Consider the following 20,416-nt stretch of genomic DNA (forward strand, 5'->3'; position numbering starts at 1 on the left):
GCAAGCCCTTAAAAGGACTCCATACCCCAGAGATAAATGAACGAAAGAAGGCAGAATAATACATGCTGCCTTGGGAGCATATTCTTTTCTCTGGATTTGGATAAAATATTTTGAAATAACATCACTACCTGATTAACTAAAAAAAAGCAATAAACACCATGACCTTAACAGAAAACTCCAGCTAAGTCAAGCAATTTTAGATTTTTAATTTAGATATATTTTCCCCAAATTTGTTGCCCTTCAATGGTGAAGAGGAGCATCTAAAATTCTTTCTTGTAACTTATTATAAATGAATTCAGAGGCCAAAGCAGTATGGGATGAGTGTTTGCGTGTCATTGAAGAGCACGTAAATGAACAAAGCTTTTCCACATGGTTTAAACCCATAAACCCTGTGCGTTTGGATGGTTCTGTACTCACCATTCAGGTTCCCAGCCAGTTCTTTTACGAATGGTTAGAGGACAATTATGTACAGGTCTTGAAGTTGGCCATTAAAAACATCCTCGGCCCCAATGGCAAATTGGAATATGCCGTGGTAGTGGACAGGGGAAACTCCCAGAACCAGCCCTATGTGGTCAGCTATCCACAAGGGAATATCAGCCCAAACAAGAAAAAGAATGAAAAGCCGGTAAAAGAGGAACGAAGGAGCCCTTTTGAAATGCAATCCCTGGATTCTCAGGCATTGCTGAAATCCAATCTAAATCCGAATTACACCTTTAATTCATATATTGAGGGGGACTGTAACCGCTTGGCAAGATCCGCCGGGTATGCAGTAGCGACCAAGCCAGGGGTCACCTCTTTTAACCCATTAATGATATATGGAGGGGTCGGACTGGGCAAAACCCACTTGATCCAAGCCATCGGCAATGAAATCAAGAATGGACCGGAAGACAAATTTGTACTGTATGTTTCTTCAGAGAAGTTTGTCAATCAATTCATGGATTCCATTAAAGATGGGAACGTAAAAAGCTTTACCAATTTTTACATGCAGGTGGATGTCTTGATCATCGATGATATCCAGTTTTTGGCAGGGAAAGACAGGACCCAGGAAATGTTCTTCCATATCTTCAACCACCTTCACCAAAGCAAAAAGCAAATCATCATGACCTCCGACTGCCCTCCCAGAGATCTCAAGGGGCTGGAGGAAAGGTTGCTTTCCCGTTTTAAATGGGGCCTCACCGCTGACCTTCACATGCCTGATTTCGAAACCAGGGTGGCCATCATCAAACGCAAAATGCAGTCTGAAGGAATTTACATCCCCGATGATGTGATCGAATATTTGGCCTACACCGTGGACACCAATATCCGGGAACTGGAGGGCGTATTGATTTCCCTGATCGCCCACGCCTCTCTAAACAGGGTGGAGATAGACCTTGGATTAGCCAAGACGATCATGAAGAACATCGTCAAGGACATCGAAACAGAGGTCGGGATTGACTTCATACAGAAAACGGTTTCAGACTATTACGGCATCAAACTGGACGACCTCAAAGCCAAAACCCGGAAAAAGGAAATAGTGGTCGCCAGGCAAGTGGCCATGTATTTTTCCAAGGAATTTACCAACCATTCCCTCAAATCCATCGGTTATCACTTTGGGGGCCGTGACCACAGTACGGTCATCCATGCCGTCCAAACCGTCAACGACCTAATGGAAACCGATACTTCCTTTAGAAATGCCATTAATGAGCAGCGCAAAAAATTCAAAATGAGGTCCTACTAACAAGTAGGACTTTTTTATGGTATCCAAACAATCCCGTCCAAATCCTTAAGGGGAAGGTGCAGCTCGGTCTGCCCCATGGAATACGGACCGATCTCATAACTATTATACATCAGGACCAACGAATCCTTTTCGTATCCCATCGCAGCAGGCAAAAAGAACTTCCCGTCCTGTAGGAAAAACCTGCCATCTTCTTCCAAACTCATGGCTGGAGCTACTTCATGAAACTCCCGAAATGCCTTTTCGGTCTTCTCCAGGAGCCTGGCCTGATCCAAGACGATCGCTTCGTTTTTCAGTAATTGCTGGTTCTTCAGGTCAAAATTCAAAAACATCACCGTATGATTTGGGTGTGCCCCACCGGTAAAACTGCTGTTGGTAAACACCAAGGACAAGGCTTGAGGGCCTTTAAAGGTCACGGTGGCCTTTGTCTCCAAAAACCAAGGCATGGAACCACTGGAATATGTCTCCGAAAACTCCTCAAAATCCTCGAGAAAACCGGCTGCCGCTTTTTCAAGCTTATCCGTCTTTACGGAATCCTCTCCCCACTGCAAGTACATCAACAGCTGTTCTTTGACATGGGTATTCAACCAAGCAGCCTGCTGCTCTGGCCCATTATAGAATTCCGGATATACCATCCGTACCTTGGCACAGGTACTATCCGTCCCCACACAGGACACCTTTTCCATGGATACTTGTTTGTGGGCCAATTCTAGCCTTTCATTGTTTTCTTGCTTTTCAGGGCTACACCCCATCAGCAGCAACAAAAGTCCTATAAAAGTGGAAAGTTTTAACATACCTATTCTTGTTCAATCTGACGCTTTAAAAAATGTATTTACCAAATTTCTTGCCACAGCAGCGGGCAGTTCCTTTGCATCCTTCACCTCTCCTAGCGCCTCCTCGATTTTGGTGACGACATGAGGATCTTGGTAAAACCGCTGTTCCAATGCTTTTTGGACATGGGCATAAAACCAATGGTTCCGCTGCGCTTTGCGGTTTTCCCCCAAGAAACCCGTTGCTGAAATTTTCCCAAAAAACTCCTGCGTAACAGCCCATACTTCTTCGAGCCCCCTTTTCTCCACTGAGGAGACAAGCAGGACGGTGATCTGCCCTGCTCCCGAACGGGGAGACATCAGCTGACAGGCTCCCTCCAGTTCCCTCTTGGTTTGTGCTGCACTTTGGCGACTCCGTTCATCTGCTTTGTTTACCACGATGGTGTCCACCATTTCCATAATGCCCCTTTTCACCCCTTGAAGCCCATCTCCAGTTTCAGGCTGCACAATCAGCATGAAGAAATCCACCATTTCTTTCACCTGCACTTCCGATTGGCCCACCCCGATGGTCTCCACGATCACCACATCATAGCCCGCCGCCTCACAGACCAACATCGCCTCACGGGTACTGATCGCCACCCCGCCGGCATACCCTCCCCCTGGAGAAGGACGAATGTAGGCATTCGGAGATTTGGACAATTCTTCCATCCGGGTTTTGTCCCCTAGGATACTGCCACCGGACTGCTTACTGGACGGATCAATGCTTAAAACCGCCAATCGATGCCCTCCCTGCAATATCACCTTCCCAAATGCTTCAATAAAGGTACTTTTGCCCACACCGGGAGCACCGGTCACTCCTATCCGCTTGGCCTTTCCAGTATGCGGTAAAAGCAGCTGTAACACCCTTTCCGCCAATACCTGGTCTTCCTCCAGCTTACTTTCGATCAACGTAATGGTTTTGCTCAACATGCTCCGATCTCCTGACAAAACCCCCTCTGCATAAGCTGCAGGATCCAATCGTTTATGTTTTGATCTCGACATGGTCATCGCCTTTCAACTGTTCATTAACGGAAAGGGTACTTTACGAACCCTTCCTGCCCCATTGCTTTTTTCTCATACCGACCAATGCAATATTCATAAAGGGATTCCTCAAAATAGGGCTCCTCCGCATTCAGCTTTTTAGGGGCATGGGCCTCATCTGTGAAAAAATACACTTGTGTATTGCCGTATTTGGTATGCGGCATGAACTTTCCGTATTGCTCCATCTCGTGCCAGAGGCTATCAGAAACCACCACTGCATACACCCTTTTAATGGGGCCGGTGTTATTTTCGTTTCGATAGGCTGCTACTTCCCGAAAATCCATTTTAAGGTCATCGGTACCCGGCTGCGTAAAGGTGTCACGCATCATCCAAACCAGAAGTGCCAACACCACCAAACCTATCAGGTAATATAGCCTTTTTGTATTTTTCATAATTTCCATAACATTTCGAGTTCAACATTGAACACGAACCTTTCTGACGAAGGTTTTACTATTTGGGATGTGCGAGCCTTTTTACTCCGTCTTATCCCTTGGATAGCAAACCATGCTTTTTATCCTTTTCTCTTTCCTCTTCTTTAGTTTACCCTTAATTTAGGGGAAAAATTTGGATATGGGGTTCGAATATGTCAAAGCACTGCATATTATCTTTATCGTTACATGGTTTGCAGGGTTATTTTATGTCGTTAGGCTTTTCATTTACCAGACTGAAGCACTGGAAAAAACACCAGAAGAGCAAAAGATACTCAAGCCCCAGCTCGACCTTATGGCTAAACGGCTTTGGCTGGGCATTACTTGGCCTTCGGCAATATTAACCTTGATTTTTGGAACTTGGACCCTCACTTACCGTTTAGGATATCTGGAACTAGGCTTTATGCATGCCAAACTGGCTTTTGTTGTCCTGCTGTACGTTTATCATTTCATTTGCCACCATATCTACAAAAAACTCCAACAAGGATTGGCCACTTGGAATTCCACTCAGTTACGGCTTTGGAATGAAGGAGCTACGGTATTGCTATTTGCCATTGTATTCCTGATCGTCCTGAAAAACCTTATGAACATGCTCTGGGGAATGGCAGGACTAGTGGGACTGAGCATTCTTCTGATGCTGGCCGTCAAATGGTACAAAAAGCAACGAGAAAAAAAATAAAACTATACAACGACCATGGTTAAGCACAACCTCATCATACTTATCCTTTTCAGCAGTATCTTAATGGTTTGGAACTGCACTTCAAAATCCGAAGACACCAAGCCCCTTCCCTATTTGGGACATAAACAAACAGCAGAAAAAACCGTCGATGGCAAGACCGTCACGGATACGGTTTATCATACCATTGCTCCCTTTTCCTTCACCGATCAGGACAGCGCTACCATCACCAACCGTGACCTGAACGGCAAGGTATATGTCGCGGACTTCTTCTTTACCTCTTGCCCCACCATTTGCCCGGTCATGAAAACCCAAATGCTCAGAGTTTATGAAAAATTCAAAGAGCATCCTGACTTTCAGATCCTAAGCCACTCCATCGACCCTACTCATGATACGGTGGCCGTATTAAAGGAGTATTCCGTACGATTGGGAATAGAAGACGCATCCACCTGGCATTTTCTGACCGGTGATCAGGAAAAAATCTTTGAAATCGGACAGACCAGCTACTTGGCCACGGCCATGGAGGACAAAAACGAACCCGGAGGATTCCTCCACAGCGGGGCATTTATCCTCATTGATCGCCAAGGACATATCAGAGGGGTCTATGATGGCACGAAAGAAGACCAAGTGGACCAATTGATCAAGGATATCCCAAAGCTGCTGGACAATGGCAAAAAGAAATCTTAAAAAGTCAGTCACTCTGGGATTGGTGATGTCCTTGTTCCTCGCTTCCTGTGGCCAGAAGGATGAAAAGGACGACGGCCTTATTTCCCTAAATGAAATCGAGGACATCAAAACCAGACAGTATGCCATCGAAGGCCAGCTGCTATATGCCAATTATTGTGCAAATTGCCATCAAAAGGATGGTACGGGTTTGGCCAAGCTTATTCCACCTTTGCAGGATGCTGATTTTATGCTAGAGGATCCCGGAAAGACCATCCGCCTGATCAAGCATGGCATCAAAGGAGAAATCACGGTAAACGGCATCCGGTATAACCAACCCATGCCTGGGAATCCACAACTAACGAATTTGGAAATAGCAGAGATCGCCACCTATATTTACACCGTGTTTGGGGGCAATGAAAAACGTATAGAAGTCAAAGAGGTAAAAAAATACCTGGAAGAAAAATAAGTACCGACCTCAGTCAATATGCCTTGGCTTCTTCCAGTGCTTTAGTAATTTCCTCATTCACCTTGGTCACTTTTTCCTTCTGATCTTCAAGATAGGCAATCACTTGCTCCTGACTCATCCCTTCAAAATCAAGCTTATACTGACGCATCCAAACAAACATCCCCTCATATGCATTTTCCAGCTTTTTCGCTGTGGCTCGCATTTTATCGGAAGTAGCCTTATTGGCAGCAGAATCTTCGGTCATTAACTTTCCCGAGGCGGTCATCAGGCGCTTTTCTTCCTCCTTTATTTTCCCCATTAACGGCATCACCTCATCATGGATCCCCAATACCTCTCCCTTCAGATCCTCCACTTGCTTTTGATGACCATTACAGGAAACCAAGATCCCAATCACGAAGACCAATACAGACATTTTATGAAATAAGCTCATAATCAAGTATATATAATGTTAAATTCAACCATATCAAAACCATCACTTACCATCATTTCACTACAAAAATCACATTTTTTATTCAATAGCCAATAAAACACCCTTCACTTTTATTTAATTTACTATTCCAACAGGATTGTTTCTAGACAAAAGATTACTGGTTTCATAGTGAAAAGCTCCTCACATATCTTATTTTTACGAAAACTAATTTTTCAGGACCGACAATATTGGTCTTGAAACAGTAACATTCTATACGTAAACCATTTAAAAACCATGAAACCATATTGTTTTGCCATAGACCGTATTATTCCCAGTGAAGATGCCAGTCTCCATCCTTTGGACATTGGGCTGATCAGGGGATATGCTGTTTTTGACTTTTTTCGAACCGTGGATTATCATCCATTATTTTTAGAGGACTACCTTGACCGTTTTATCGCCTCGGCCGCAAAAGCCCATCTTGTCCTTGACCAGGGACATGAGGAGCTTAAATCCATTGTACTGGAACTTATACAGAAAAACGACCTCAAACAAGGGGGAATCAGAATGGTCCTTTCGGGCGGGAATTCTGACAATCATTTCTCGCCTACCAAAGGCAGTCTTTTCATCTTTTGTGAAGCGTTACAGATGCCTTCAGATGATAAATACCGCAATGGCGTACACCTGTTGACCACCGAGTATATCCGCCCTGTCCCAGAGATTAAGACGACAAATTATGCCCTACCTGTCTACTTAAGTAAAGACTGGAAAGCCAATAATGCCGAAGATGTTCTCTACCATGCAGATGGGATCATCTCAGAAAGCTCCCGAAGCAACATTTTCATCGTGAAAGATGGTACCATCAGCACGCCAAAGACCAATATTCTGAAAGGAATTACGCGGAAAAACATCCTAGCACTTGTTCCTGATGCCCAAATCCGGGACATTACATTGGAAGAAGTCATGGCGGCAGACGAAGTGTTTATGAGCAGCACGACCAAACGTATCTTGCCCATCACTAAAATCGACCACCAACCAATTTCCAACGGAGCAGTAGGTACCCGCACCACTGCATTAATGGAGCAGTTTAAAAGAATGGAGGAAGAGACGGTCTCCTAAGCAGACGCTATGAAGATCGTGGCCATAATATAAGGAAGGAATCTTGGCCCACCGTAAAAAAGCATGCCGAGACTCCTTCCCTACATTCGCCGTGATATCAACGTAGATACAGCCCCTTTACAGCACCAGTTCTGCGTCAGTCAAAATATACATTAACTTTTCAGGGTCTTTGGCATTCAGCTTCAGGGTTCCTTTCACCTTTACCCTTTTGGAAGTGTACTCAATGGGATCTGCCATCATCACTTCCATGACCGTCTCCGGGCCTCCAGACCCACAAAAGAAACATTCTGCCAAGGGCAAAGAGGATAGGATGATATGCTCAGGCTTAAACATTCCTTCAAAAGGGATGATATACCCTTCCGCTGAAACTTCCTTCCCTTCAAGCGCTTGGATGTCCTCACTAAAAACAGGTAAGTACAACTCCCCATATTCATCTTCTCCGATCTCATAAGTCACACCTGTCAAGGTCTTCCAAACATTATTTTCCTGTGCCCTACTAACACCAGAAACGGCCATCAGCACTACTACAATTACACTAAACTTTAATCTCATGATGCTATTAATCTCTATGTTATTTCGTCAATTGTTTGGCGATATCTGTTTTATACGCTCCCAAAGCAGGGAATAGGGAAGCCACTATCCCGACCCCTACGGCGTACACAATGATCCAAGCCTCTTCTTTCAAGAATACCCAAGCAGAAATTGTACTCAGCGCACCCTGCTCCTGACCTATAACCAAGAACGACAGAAAAAGGTGCCCGATCAAAATACCAGCCACGGCACCTAAGAACGTTAAAATCACTCCTTCTAAAACAATATGGAGAAATAACTGGCCCTTGGATGCACCAATGGTACGCATGACGGCCAAATCATACTTCCGCTCCTTTAAAGAGTTGTACAAGGCAATGAAAATGCCCAGACCTGCAATGAAAATAATGATAAAGGCCAGCCCCTTGATGAGCTTAATCCCCACTCCCAGCAATTCAAACAAGCGGGCAATTTCAAAGGAAGGGGAAGCGGCCTGCAGGGAACTCCTGCTGTTAATAAAACGGGGCAGTTGCACAGCAGCCATCGGACTCCTGTACTGCATCAAAAGCGTGGTCACCTCACGATCTTCCCCACCTTCGGGGAAACCATGCTTGACCACTTCTTTCTCCATGGCCTCATGGTCGTGCTCCTCGCCTTCGTCATGGGTAAACCAGACTGATTCCAAGGAAGTAAGGATCAATTTGTCCACCACCGTACCTGAGGATGACAATACCCCTGTGACAACGTATGGATGATGATCGTGCTCATGACTGCTCGAGCCTATCCCATGTGAGCCCAGAAACTCATCGCCTACCTTCAGCCCAAGCTTTTGGGCGACCGCACTTCCCAGGACTACCTCAAATGGCCGATCCCATCCCTGACCACTGGCAAAATCAACCTGATACAGCTCCAGATAATCATAATTGGTCCCAACAATTCTATATCCCTGGTAATTGTCTCCCAGCCCCATCGGGATGGATTTCTTGATCAACCGATTTCGAGAAACTGCCTTGGCTTCTTTCAAATCAATATTTCCCGTAGGGAAATCAATATGGTAGACACTGGAAAGAATCAGCTGCAAGGGGCTTCCTTTGGCGCCCACCACCAGATCAATTCCCTTCGCATCCTTGCTCATTTGATTTTCAAACTGGTCCTGCATCAGGAGCAGCACCGTTATAATGGCCAATCCCAGTGCAAGCAGCAGGATGTTGAGGCCAGTATTAAGCGGCTTGGCAACCAAATACTTCCAACTAAGCTTCAATATATTCATCGATCACCTCCCATCTTGATTTGATTTGGCACATGCTCCTTGACGCGGTGGTCGTGCGTAACAATAATCAGGGCTGAACGCATTTTCTTTGCTTGCTCTTTTAACAAGCTGATGACCATTTCTGCATTCTCATCGTCCAAACTGGCCGTTGGCTCATCGGCCAAAACCACCTTGGGATTGTTCACCAGAGCTCTGGCGATGGATACACGCTGGGCTTCTCCTTCACTGAGGGCAGAAACCGTCGCCCCTGCCTTGTGGAATATCCCCAGGTCCTTCAAAAGCCGCTCCACCAATCCATGGTCAGAAGTACCCGAAAAATACTGTGCTACCTGCAAGTTCTCCTTGACAGTAAGTGGTGCTAGGATATGGGGTTTTTGAAAGACCATTCCAATATTCGCGCCGCGAAATTTATCCAACTGCGCTCCTTTAAGGTCGTAAATAGAGGTGTTGTCGATTTGCACCACGCCACTGATGGGTTTCAGTAAACCTCCCAAAATATTGAGAACAGTTGTCTTCCCACTGCCCGAGGCACCCAGTACCAACAACTCTTCTCCTTGCTGAAGGGTGATCTCCGGAATAGGAATGGCATGTTCCCTTTCATAGTAAAACGAAATATCTTTAGCTAAAATCATATCAATTGATCGGAATTTTGACGGTGAATGTAGAGCCTTTACCCGCCTTACTCTCTACGGAAATTTCCCCTTTCAGTACTTCGACACATTTCTTCACGATGGACAGGCCAAGCCCAGAGCCTTCGGTAATCCCCACATTCTTGGCCCTAAAAAACCGGTCAAACAATTGGGATTGTTCCTTTTCAGGTATCCCAATACCATCATCCTCGATCTTGGCAATCATGATATCGTCATTGACCTGCACGCTGAAACTTACCTTACCTTTGTTCTTAGAATACTTTACAGCATTGCTCAGCAGGTTTTCAAACACCTGGTAAAGCAAATCCGTGTCGGATTTGAGTGTCTTGGGAACATCCTTAAAAGAGGTTTCCAGCGTCACGTCCTTATCGTTATTGGCCTTGACCACATCAATGACCTCATTGAAAAAAGCAGCCGTAAAAAACCGTGAAGGCTTGTAATCGATCTTATTGGCGTCTGCCTTGCCGAAGAACAGCACAGATGTAAGCAGGTTATTCAAGTTACGGACGGAATTTTCGATCTTCCGGGAGTGCTTCATCAACTTGCCCTTCATCGGATGATCCTTTTCAGAATAAATTTGAAGTAGCTGGGCAGAACTAAGGATGGAAGTCAGTGGTGTCTTAAACCCGTGAGAGACGTTTTGAACAATTTTGGATTTCAGCTCCCCTATTTCACGCTCCTTCTCCAAGGCCTTTTTCAGCTCTTTATTTGCCTCGTTTAAATCTGCCGTACGCTGGCGTACTTTTTCTTCAAGTTCATTGTTGAGCTTTTGGAGCTCCTTTTCCTTTTTATCCTTGAAGATCGCCAATTCGATCATCATATTGAGTTCCCGGATATTAAAGGGTTTGATGACGTAGGCACTTGGATTGGTTCCGGCTATTTTCTGTAGGGTTTCCTCATCTGAACTGGCCGTCAGGTACACCACTGGGATATCGAATTTTTCGTTGATTATTTCAGTGGTTGTAATCCCATCCAGCTCGCCCCCCAGGTTGATGTCCATCATCACCAACTCCACAGACACTTCCTCCATGATCTCCAATGCTTCCTCCCCGGTCGCTGCGATGCCCATGATTTCATGATGGTTTTTTTCCAGTGCCTTTTTCAGCAACAGCGCAGAGACATTATCATCTTCTACTATCAGGATTTTAAGTGCAAGCATAACTTTCCGTTTGAGTCAAAAAAAGATCTCGTATTAATTTTTTACAAGTATAAGCATATTTTAATTGACAGGAAGAATCACCAATACGGTAGTTCCTGCATTTTTCTTACTCTTTATTTCAATGGTTCCATTAAGGATCTCCACCAGATTCTTGGTAATGGACAGTCCCAATCCTGTCCCTTCAAATTGGCGATCATAACCGACGCTTTCCTGCTCAAATGGGGCGTACAGCTTTTGAACAAATTCCTCACTCATGCCAATACCACTGTCCTTTACCTCAAAATGTATTTTATCATCCACCTGCTTGAGCAATACCTTGATCAGTCCTTCATCGGAATATTTGATGGCATTGCCCACTATATTGTTAACGATCATTTCAAAATACCGCTTGTCCACCCTTGCCACGAATGGCTTGGTAGCAAATCGGGCAGTCAGTAGGAGGTTTTTCTTCATCGCCAAGGTCTTTAAAGGGATCAGCAGATGGGAAAGAAAATCATTGATATTGGTTTCTTCGTAATCCACTTCCATTTTATTGGCTTCGATCTTGGCCATACTCAAGATACTATTGATCGTATTCAAAAGCCGCTCCCCGCTCTCCATGATGATTTCAAGCTGTCCTACCAGAAGATGGTTGTCCTTGTTTTGGATGATGATGTTCTCGGTACTACCTAAAATACCGTTTAAGGGCGTCCTGATTTCATGGCTCATATTGGAAAGGAAGTTTGTCTTAATCCGATTTGCCTCCTCGGCCCGTTCTTTCGCCTCTTTCAGACCTTCCTCATAGACTTTCTTATCGGTAACGTCCCGAAAAACCATTAATACGACATCGTCATTTTTCTCGGGATTGACCTTGGTCACAAAAAGTTCTATATTTTTATACCCACTGTGAAAGGGCATATACGCCTCCATTGACCCACTTTCACTTTTGGACAGAAGACTTAAAATCAAATCCTTGTGCTCGAAATAATAATCTGGCTTCTTGAAAAATTCTTTAATATGTCTTCCTGTGAATTGGCGGTATTCCTCCATACCGGCCAATTTAATCATTGACGGATTCACGGCCAGAACATCCCCTTTTAAGTTAAGTAGCATAAAACCATCCTGCGAGCTTTCCCAAACATTCTTAAACTGATCTTCTGCTGTCTTAATCTCTTGGTTCTTTTCAGCGATGCTTTTTTGGAGAACCCCTTGCTCTTTAAATTGAGTGATCAGAACATTAAGCCCAAACCCCAACATCAACAAAAACAAGATCAATGCCCCGATAAACCATGATTGTAAGTAGGTAGGCTTGATAATGGAAAAGCGCTCAGAGCTGGCGATGCCAGAGGAAAACTGACCACCCAAACTGGCCTTTACCTTCAGCTGATAGTCCCCAGGGGGGAGGTTATTAAAATAAAGCTTGTTGGTCCGTGGATTCTGTACATGCTGCCAATCATCATGAAATCCTTCCAGCATATAACTCACTGTGAAATTAGCCGACTGCAGAAAACTGATAGCACTGAACTCAAACTCCACATTATTTAGTTCGTAAGGAATTTTATCATAGGAGATCTTCCTAGAATCATCCACTCCTAAAACCTTCAGCGATGTCACATCTACCTGCGGTTCGACAAAAATCTCATCATCTTCTTCCGGAATAAACACCGACAGGCCATTTTGGGTACCGATATGCACCCTTCCCTGTTCATCCATTGTAAAGGCTCCCCTGTTCACCTCATTTCCCACCAAGCCATTATGTTCATTAAAGTAACGAATGATCCCATTCCCAATAATCGCAACACCTTCATCCGTCCCGGCCCATATATTTCCTTTTCCATCTGCTATCACGGCGTACACAGGCCGGTCTACCTTTTGACCGTTAAGGGTATAAGGGACAATCCTATCGCCATCATAATATTTTAAGCCATCATACGTAGCCAACAAATACCCTTCTTTATACCTAATCCAATCATATCCCGAAAATGCTAACACCTCATCATTATTAAAGACCTTATCTTGAAGGTCTTTCCATCCTCCGGCCATAATAACCATCCTCCCCTCACTTGTAAACTCCACTTTTCTAACCTCATTAATGGACATCCCTAAAAGCTCATCAAAAAGATATTGGGTAATCTCATTTTTGAAATGGTCACTCCCTCTCTGATGTATGGAACTTAAATAAATATGTGTTTTTGACACAATTATGAGGCTATCTCCTTTTGGAATGGCATGCATTACAAAGGATCTATCTGGGGCTTGAACATAACTTAAACTCCGACTAGCAGGGTCATATCTACCCAATCCCTTCATCGCTGAAGACATCCAAACAACACCCTTTTGATCCACATGAAAAGTGGTGATTCGGTTTTTGGGCTCTCCTTCTTGTCCTGCAGATTTGGATTCAAATATTAATTCACCATTTTTCCAATGCTGTATACCATTATTAAACCCATATAGAATCTCCTCGGCACCTAAGGTCAGTACCGCTGAAACCTCATGCTCCATCAGGCCTTCCCATTTACTATAATTTTGGAATCTTAAAGTCGGTAGGTTGACCACACCACGCTCGGTACCGATCCAGATAATATTTTCACGATCAACAAAACTGGTTGTAATATAGAAGGATTTCAGAGCATCATATGTGGAGATTTCGATTATCTTTCCATTATCAAGATTATATTTATACAGCTGGGAATTAAAAAAATAATAGACACCTCCCTGTTTGGTTTGTAGTCCAAATTTCTGACTAAACTGGTAATTTATTCGAGAAAAACCTTGGTCTAACACATTCTCAATCTCAAATAAACTATTCCCCATAGCCAGATAGTCATCCCCCAGAAAATAAAACTTATCGTCAAATTGACTATATCTCACCATCCATACGGGGCCGGGCAAATCGGCATTGTGAAATACAAATGGAATAAACTTGCCTTTGGATAAACGCACTGTTCTCTTTCCAAAGAGAAAAAGAACACTATCGGCAGTACAGCAAAATACTGATTTTAGCCCCCCCCATTCCTCCTCATCGTAGCTATAGGCGGTCCAATTCCCCGACGCTTCCAAAGAACTGGCAAAGACTTCTGGTCCAGACAACACTAACAGCTTATTTTCCTTGCCCCCTGAAACATATAGTTTCATTTTACTACTTTCCAAAATCGACTTAACGGAATCCTCTATTGGATATTCATCCCAATCATTCTCTATCAACTTATATATCCTTGGCTTTCCTTTTTTTGCATACACCCACACTTGTCCATCATCATCTACCTCTACTCCCTCCGAGCCATTTAGATTATCACTCAACTCCTCTGGCAATCCATATGTGCTGATGCCATCTGAATAAAAGACACCTTTGGCAGTAGTAAACCAAATCCTTCCATCTTTATCTTGATCAATAGTAGAAACAATCTGAGAAGGCAAGTCCACCCCTTTGATTTGCTTGTTCATCTGAAAGGATTGGGCCATCAGTGTTCCTTTCAGCAAAAATAGAATGTACAGGATTATGATAATTCTAGGCATAGTTCGGTTCTAAGTTAGAAAAAGAATTGTTTTAGGTAAATTAAATTTGACATTGTTTCTTTTTTCTTTTTGTACTAGCCCTTAATCTTTTATTTTTGTATCCAAACTTTAAAAATCGCATCATGAGTGTTTTAGTAAATAAAGATTCTAAAGTAATCGTTCAGGGCTTCACAGGATCCGAAGGTTCATTCCACGCGCAACAGATGATCGAATACGGCACCAAGGTCGTAGGAGGTGTAACTCCCGGCAAAGGCGGTTCTACCCATCTTGGAAAACCTGTATTCAACTCCGTAGCGGAAGCTGTCAAAGCCACTGAAGCAGATACTTCCATTATTTTTGTACCACCTGCCTTTGCTGCTGACGCGATCATGGAAGCTGCTGATGCCGGCATTAAAGTGATCATCGCTATTACCGAAGGTATCCCTGTAAAAGACATGATGGTAGCCAAGCCTTATATTCAGGAAAGAGGAGCCACACTCATCGGCCCTAACTGCCCAGGCGTTATCACCCCAGGAGAAGCCAAGGTAGGGATCATGCCAGGTTTTGTCTTTAAAAAAGGTCGAGTAGGCATCGTATCCAAGTCTGGCACCTTGACTTATGAAGCCGCTGACCAAATTGCCAAAGCAGGATTGGGCGTTTCTACTGCAATTGGTATCGGGGGGGACCCGATCATCGGTACCTCTACCAAGGATGCAGTACAGCTCCTAATGGAAGACAGCGAAACCGATGCCATCGTAATGATCGGTGAAATCGGCGGTAACTATGAAGCTGAAGCTGCGAGATGGATAAACGCTGACGGCAACAAAAAACCTGTCGTGGGCTTTATTGCTGGACAAACAGCACCTCCCGGCCGAAGAATGGGCCACGCAGGCGCCATCATTGGTGGGGCGGACGATACTGCTGAAGCAAAAATGAGAATCATGAAAGAAAATGGCATTCACGTAGCCGAATCACCAGCCGAAATCGGAGAAGTGATGGCAAAAGCACTGAATGTAAACGCATAAATACCTTTTCAAAAAAAGGTCGGAAAGGCGTCTATCCAGATAGGCGCCTTTTTTTATTGCCCAAGTATAACGCTTCCAACAACACCGGCCGACACATATCCACTAATATTCGACATCCCTAAACCAACCGGTGATACTGATTCGCTCTTTATGGGTCTCTAAAACTTCGTGGGGAATTTCACCACTTAAAAAAACCACCAGTTGGCCTCCATAAGGATGGATGTCCATGCTTGTTTCTTCTCCGTTATCTCCCGGGATATACATCCGTAACGCCCCTCCATCATCTTCCGACCACTCATCATTTAAATATAAAATGGCCGTGACCACGCGGTACTTGACACTTTGAAACTGATCCAGGTGACGAAGGTAAAAAGAGCCGGGAGGATACATCGCAAAATGGGCCTCATATGATCTCAATCCTAAAAAGCACCGTTGGTTAATGGCCACGCGCAATGCTTCCATCATTTCCCAATACTTGGACTGCAAAGGCGTCAGCAACCGATGATCCATCCAGCTAACCTTATCGCTTCGGATTTCAGGCCTAATCGTAAAACCTTCTCCTTTGCCTATACCGGCATGCCTAAACTGTCCATGTGCGAGAATCTCCTGTTGCTCTTGCAATAATTCCAGCCTAAACTCATCAGAGATAAAATGCTCAATCACGCACCAGCCCTTATCATAAAGGGCCTTCGCTATCGCTCCATTTTCCATGCGAATAGTTTTTAGCCACAAATGTAGGTGAATTAATCTCAAGAAAACCATAATTTTGCATGGAAAACCGTTACTATTTTATCACCCAACAGGAAATCCCAAAGAAAACAAAGCATGCTACTTAAATCTGATGACATAAAGCGAATTGAAATTGATTTTGACTCGGGAATGATCCCTCCTCCGTTCAGTCATGTCTTCAAACTGAAAATCAGCTTTGAAAAAGGCTTTATCAATACGCAGTTTACCATCCATTACACGGACAGGGAAGAGCTGATGGAGGAGGAAATCTTTGCAGAAGGATTCACCTTGGATGATGATTATAATTTTATTGGAGAAGTACCTACTGCTTGGGAACAACCTTTCAAGTCACTCTATGCCCAGACCAAGTGGTCAAACAAGCGCGAACTGGATGAAAATGGCGGAGTCAAGGTCTTTGCCAAAGACATCCATGGAAAGATTTCCAGAAGCATTCCTACCAACCAAGAAGAGTGGCACATGCTGGCCCAGGAATTTATCCAAGCCATCTATGAGGTCAACAAAAAAGAAGCTCCACTGACTGTCCGATACAAGTCCATCACCAAAGAAACAGTGGATGAATATACACTAACTGTAAAGTTTTCGGTACGAAAGGTAATATTAGAAAGAAACGGTCAAATTAAGGAATGGAACTGGGATGACAGCCGACAACTGCTTTCTTACATTTACCTACCAGACTATGACTACGAAGTAGCCAGCGATAGCACTCCCAAAAAACGTGGACAATATATTGATTGTGGAGACGGTTTTTGGCACAAATTTGGCAAAGGGGTTAATAACCTCGACGAATCGTTTGATGCAATTTCAAAAATTCATGAGGGATTTGAAAAATTAAATCAACTATAAAAACTTTTACAATGAAAACTTTAAAATCAGTACTGGCAATCGTATTGAGTGCAACGGTATTGTTTGGTTGCGCAAATTGGAGTAATACTGGAAAAGGTGCCGCCATTGGCGCTGGTGCCGGTGGAGCATTGGGAGGACTTATTGGAAACAATAAAGGCAACACCGCCGCTGGTGCAGTCATAGGAGCAGCCGTAGGGGGTGCTGCGGGCGCAGCCATTGGCAAGTACATGGACAAACAAGCCAAAGAAATGGAGGAAATCGAAAATGCTGAAGTAGAGCGCGTAGGAGAAGGTATCCAAGTCACTTTCGATTCCGGTATTCTTTTTGGGTTTGATTCCTATGAACTCACTCCCCAAGCCCAAGAAAATGTCATGGAAATGGCCAGGATCCTTAACGAATATCCTGACACTAACATCATGATCGACGGCCACACGGACAGCAAAGGCAGCGAAGAGTACAACCAAAAGCTTTCCGAAAGACGGGCCAGTTCCGTTGCCAACTACCTTAAAATGCAGGGTATTGACAGTTCCCGGCTGACAACCGTGGGACACGGCGAAACCGCTCCTGTGGCATCCAATGACACTGACGCAGGAAGAGCCGAAAACAGGCGTGTCGAAGTAGCCATTACAGCCAATGAAGAATTGGTGGAAAAAGCAGAAAATGGAGAACTTGATAACATGTAAGTTCTTTCACATTTCTTAAGACTAAAAAAAACCATCCGCTGTATCGGATGGTTTTTTTAATTAAATCAACGTCCCACTCTGGACTGCATCTCTGGTATCAAACCTTCATATTTTCTCAAAATACGATCCCATTCCCGAAACGCTTCATCTGTCTTAACCGAAACCCCAGGAGCATTTACATATTCACTGACCAGCTTCACCTTATATTCCAGCGGACTGGTATTGCCAAGCTTCACAATACACCTAGACCTCACCACGGAACCATTAAAGTTCTGTGCCACCCAAGCAGTTCTCAGGTACCCTGTCTCACGATCAGTCGTTTCGATCACATCAAAATAAGAGGTTACTATTCGAGACACCAATTGCCAAGCTTCCAACTCATCTTTTGACGGCTTGAGGCTGATGTCCACATTAGCGATATCTGAGCTGGAAGAAGCGGTATAGGCCTCATCTACCGCCAATTTGATATATTCCCGCTTATTGGGCTTGGGCTGGTTCTTCTGGTCACACAAGGTACGTTCCTCCACGACAAACCCAACTTTCTCAACCCGCACATTGATGCACGTACGTTTCTCTATTTTCAATTCCACACTTCCAGTACCGGCCAGCTGTCCGTCCACATAAATATTGGCGTCTGGTTCGCTAGCAGATATCTTGACTTTTTTATCAAAAGCCAAGGCCACGGAAGCGGTCAATACAAACAATGTCAGTAAAGTAGATAGTTTCTTCATAATTAAATTTGATTGATTTTGATTGTAAAATACATTCTTCGGTATCCTCACCGACTTTCAAATAGTAATATTAAAACAAGTTGCAGTATTAAACAATACTCTAAAAACAGTATATTTTAATATTTAAATAAAAAAATATATTTTATAAATATAATTCCATTATTAACTATTTACTGCTTAAAAAATCATTTACAGCCAAAAATAAGTAAATTATTTACATTTTCAGACTGCTTGCAGCTATTTACCCTTATCAAAACAAAAAAAACCGTGATTCACATGGGAGTATATTTAACACTCCTACGTAAATCACGGTTATAGGCTTCCTGTCGTACTGATCAGGAGATTTTTGCTTTATTTGGCGTAATTGACCGCGCGCATTTCTCTGATCACGGTCACCTTGATCTGTCCAGGATACTGCATCTCCTTTTCGATCTTCTGGGAGATATCAAAAGACAGTTTTCCTGCAGTAGTATCATCCACATGCTCAGCATCCACTAAGACCCTCAATTCACGCCCAGCCTGCATGGCAAAGCACTTGTTGACGCCATCAAAGCTCAGCGCCAAGTCCTCTAGGTCCTTCAATCGCTTGATATAGCTGTCCATGATTTCCCTTCTCGCTCCAGGTCGGGAGCCGGAAATCGCATCAGAGGCTTGGACGATCGGTGAGATCATGGAAGTCATTTCTATCTCATCGTGGTGGGCACCGATGGCATTGCATACTTCTGGATGCTCCTTATACTTTTTGGCCAGCTCCATACCCAAAATGGCATGGGGAAGTTCCGCTTCTTCTGGATAGACTTTTCCGATATCATGCAGCAGTCCAGCCCTCTTGGCCAGCTTGGCATTTAGGCCCATTTCCGCCGCCATGGTGGCACATAGTTTTGCCACTTCTCTGGAGTGTTGCAGGAGGTTTTGTCCATAGGAAGACCTGAAACGCATCCTGCCCACCATCCTGATCAATTCTGGATGAAGGCCGTGCACACCAAGATCGATGCAGGTTCTTTCGCCGATCTCCACGATTTCTTCTTCGATATTTTTCTCCGTCTTGGCAACCACTTCCTCGATTCGGGCAGGGTGAATCCGCCCATCCTGAACCAGCCTGTGCAAGGACAATCGTGCGATCTCTCTTCGCACCGGATCAAAGCCTGAAATGATAATGGCCTCTGGCGTATCGTCCACTACGATCTCTACGCCAGTGGCTGATTCCAAGGCCCGGATGTTACGTCCTTCTCTACCGATGATTTTACCTTTGATGTCATCACTTTCGATGTTAAAGATAGAAACACAGTTTTCGATGGCGTGCTCCGTTGCCGTACGCTGGATCGTGTCCAAAACGATCTTTTTCGCCTGCTTGGTAGCGGAGAGTTTGGCTTGGTCAAGAATATCCTTGATCTGTGAGGATGCCTTGGTATGCGCTTCGTCCTTGAGCATGACCACCAGCTGATCACGTGCTTCTTCCTTCGTCAGCAACGCCACTTTTTCCAGGTCAGCAATCCGTTGGTTAGTCACCCGATCCAACTCATCCTTCTTGACCTGAACGGCATGAAGTTGCGCACTTAGGTTTTCCTTCTTGCTGTCAAGTTCGGCTTCCTTTCGTTTGATCTGCTCCATCTCTTTGGAGAGAATCTGCTCGCGCTGCTTGAGTTTACCTTCATTGGTAATCAGGATGTTTTTCTTCTTGTTCACCTCCTCTTCAAAATCCGCCTTCAGCTTCAGGTATTTCTCCTTTGCTTCCAGCATCCGATCTTTTTTGAGGGATTCGGCAGTCAGTTCAGCTTCCCTGACGATGCTCTTCGCTTTTTCTTGCGCTTCTTGTTCCAGTTTCTGGTTGTTTTTCTTCAGAAAAAAACCAACTACTATTGCCCCTAATGCCAGGCCGACAATGCCTGCAATTATTGTGTATATTACCATAGGTATTTTAGGTTAATAAAAGACCTACCGGTAGTTAAAAAACCTCGTCTGGAGCACGAAGAAT

Annotated in this window: 20 protein-coding genes; 8 read left to right on the top strand and 12 right to left on the bottom strand. The window is 44.2% G+C overall.

Features of this window, described 5'->3' with window-relative positions; all coding sequences use genetic code 11:
• Positions 1-289: 289 nt before the first annotated feature.
• Positions 290-1,717, top strand: a complete 1,428-nt coding sequence (dnaA, locus tag ECHVI_RS00005) for a chromosomal replication initiator protein DnaA (RefSeq protein WP_015263873.1) — start codon at positions 290-292, stop codon at positions 1,715-1,717.
• 14 nt (positions 1,718-1,731) lie between these two features.
• Here the strand turns inward: dnaA and ECHVI_RS22825 are convergent, their stop codons facing one another.
• The 3 genes from ECHVI_RS22825 to ECHVI_RS00020 are packed head-to-tail and all read right to left on the bottom strand — an operon-like array spanning position 1,732 to position 3,956.
• Positions 1,732-2,508, bottom strand: coding sequence for a DUF3298 and DUF4163 domain-containing protein (locus ECHVI_RS22825; protein WP_015263874.1), 777 nt, complete (start codon positions 2,506-2,508; stop codon positions 1,732-1,734).
• A 12-nt stretch (positions 2,509-2,520) separates the two neighbouring features.
• Complete coding sequence (gene meaB, locus ECHVI_RS00015) at positions 2,521-3,525, bottom strand: methylmalonyl Co-A mutase-associated GTPase MeaB (RefSeq protein ID WP_015263875.1); 1,005 nt, start codon at positions 3,523-3,525, stop codon at positions 2,521-2,523.
• A gap of 23 nt (positions 3,526-3,548) precedes the next feature.
• Positions 3,549-3,956 (bottom strand): hypothetical protein, encoded by a 408-nt coding sequence (locus ECHVI_RS00020; RefSeq protein ID WP_015263876.1) that lies wholly within the window; start codon positions 3,954-3,956, stop codon positions 3,549-3,551.
• Between the two features lie 178 nt (positions 3,957-4,134).
• Between ECHVI_RS00020 and ECHVI_RS00025 the strand changes: the two genes are divergently transcribed.
• Genes ECHVI_RS00025 through ECHVI_RS00035 form a run of 3 tightly spaced genes read left to right on the top strand, consistent with a single transcriptional unit; the run spans position 4,135 to position 5,800 of the window.
• Entirely contained in the window at positions 4,135-4,671 is a 537-nt protein-coding gene (locus tag ECHVI_RS00025) for a CopD family protein (protein ID WP_015263877.1), read from the top strand.
• A 15-nt stretch (positions 4,672-4,686) separates the two neighbouring features.
• Positions 4,687-5,355, top strand: coding sequence for an SCO family protein (locus ECHVI_RS00030; protein ID WP_015263878.1), 669 nt, complete (start codon positions 4,687-4,689; stop codon positions 5,353-5,355).
• Positions 5,336-5,800, top strand: a complete 465-nt coding sequence (locus tag ECHVI_RS00035; RefSeq protein ID WP_015263879.1) for a c-type cytochrome — start codon at positions 5,336-5,338, stop codon at positions 5,798-5,800. Before ECHVI_RS00030 ends, ECHVI_RS00035 begins: the two co-directional genes overlap by 20 nt.
• Positions 5,801-5,813: 13 nt before the next feature.
• On the opposite strand, the gene ECHVI_RS00040 is transcribed toward ECHVI_RS00035, so the two are convergent.
• Positions 5,814-6,230 carry a hypothetical protein gene (locus ECHVI_RS00040; protein ID WP_245553405.1) on the bottom strand — a complete coding sequence of 139 codons (417 nt, stop codon included), beginning with the start codon at positions 6,228-6,230 and terminating at the stop codon, positions 5,814-5,816.
• A gap of 273 nt (positions 6,231-6,503) precedes the next feature.
• Here ECHVI_RS00040 and ECHVI_RS00045 point away from each other — a divergent pair, with 273 nt between their 5' ends.
• Positions 6,504-7,325, top strand: a complete 822-nt coding sequence (locus tag ECHVI_RS00045) for an aminotransferase class IV (RefSeq protein WP_015263881.1) — start codon at positions 6,504-6,506, stop codon at positions 7,323-7,325.
• A gap of 117 nt (positions 7,326-7,442) precedes the next feature.
• Here the strand turns inward: ECHVI_RS00045 and ECHVI_RS00050 are convergent, their stop codons facing one another.
• The 5 genes from ECHVI_RS00050 to ECHVI_RS00070 are packed head-to-tail and all read right to left on the bottom strand — an operon-like array spanning position 7,443 to position 14,430.
• Positions 7,443-7,877: a hypothetical protein gene (locus ECHVI_RS00050; protein WP_015263882.1), complete on the bottom strand. Its 435-nt coding sequence runs from the start codon at positions 7,875-7,877 to the stop codon at positions 7,443-7,445.
• 19 nt (positions 7,878-7,896) lie between these two features.
• Complete coding sequence (locus ECHVI_RS00055; protein WP_015263883.1) at positions 7,897-9,123, bottom strand: ABC transporter permease; 1,227 nt, start codon at positions 9,121-9,123, stop codon at positions 7,897-7,899.
• Positions 9,120-9,755: an ABC transporter ATP-binding protein gene (locus ECHVI_RS00060; RefSeq protein ID WP_015263884.1), complete on the bottom strand. Its 636-nt coding sequence runs from the start codon at positions 9,753-9,755 to the stop codon at positions 9,120-9,122. The genes ECHVI_RS00055 and ECHVI_RS00060 overlap by 4 nt, the downstream gene beginning before the upstream one ends.
• A 1-nt stretch (position 9,756) precedes the next feature.
• Complete coding sequence (locus tag ECHVI_RS00065) at positions 9,757-10,932, bottom strand: hybrid sensor histidine kinase/response regulator (RefSeq protein ID WP_015263885.1); 1,176 nt, start codon at positions 10,930-10,932, stop codon at positions 9,757-9,759.
• A 60-nt stretch (positions 10,933-10,992) separates the two neighbouring features.
• The gene (locus ECHVI_RS00070; RefSeq protein WP_015263886.1) at positions 10,993-14,430 is read right to left on the bottom strand and encodes a sensor histidine kinase; all 3,438 of its coding nucleotides are present in this window, start codon (positions 14,428-14,430) and stop codon (positions 10,993-10,995) included.
• Positions 14,431-14,552: 122 nt separating this feature from the next.
• On the opposite strand from ECHVI_RS00070, the gene sucD reads away from it, so the two are divergent.
• Positions 14,553-15,434, top strand: a complete 882-nt coding sequence (gene sucD / locus ECHVI_RS00075; protein ID WP_015263887.1) for a succinate--CoA ligase subunit alpha — start codon at positions 14,553-14,555, stop codon at positions 15,432-15,434.
• A 102-nt stretch (positions 15,435-15,536) separates the two neighbouring features.
• On the opposite strand, the gene ECHVI_RS00080 is transcribed toward sucD, so the two are convergent.
• Complete coding sequence (locus ECHVI_RS00080; protein WP_015263888.1) at positions 15,537-16,145, bottom strand: 2OG-Fe(II) oxygenase; 609 nt, start codon at positions 16,143-16,145, stop codon at positions 15,537-15,539.
• Positions 16,146-16,259: 114 nt separating this feature from the next.
• Here ECHVI_RS00080 and ECHVI_RS00085 point away from each other — a divergent pair, with 114 nt between their 5' ends.
• The gene (locus tag ECHVI_RS00085; RefSeq protein WP_015263889.1) at positions 16,260-17,027 is read left to right on the top strand and encodes a hypothetical protein; all 768 of its coding nucleotides are present in this window, start codon (positions 16,260-16,262) and stop codon (positions 17,025-17,027) included.
• Between the two features lie 11 nt (positions 17,028-17,038).
• Entirely contained in the window at positions 17,039-17,710 is a 672-nt protein-coding gene (locus ECHVI_RS00090) for a YiaD family glycine zipper/OmpA-like lipoprotein (RefSeq protein ID WP_015263890.1), read from the top strand.
• A gap of 65 nt (positions 17,711-17,775) precedes the next feature.
• Here the strand turns inward: ECHVI_RS00090 and ECHVI_RS00095 are convergent, their stop codons facing one another.
• A complete protein-coding gene (locus ECHVI_RS00095) occupies positions 17,776-18,441 on the bottom strand; it encodes a hypothetical protein (protein WP_015263891.1) in 666 nt (221 codons plus the stop codon).
• 351 nt (positions 18,442-18,792) lie between these two features.
• Positions 18,793-20,352, bottom strand: coding sequence for a ribonuclease Y (rny, locus tag ECHVI_RS00100; protein WP_015263892.1), 1,560 nt, complete (start codon positions 20,350-20,352; stop codon positions 18,793-18,795).
• Positions 20,353-20,416 lie beyond the last annotated feature (64 nt).

Origin of the sequence: Echinicola vietnamensis DSM 17526 (assembly GCF_000325705.1) — a bacterium.
Taxonomy (GTDB): domain Bacteria; phylum Bacteroidota; class Bacteroidia; order Cytophagales; family Cyclobacteriaceae; genus Echinicola; species Echinicola vietnamensis.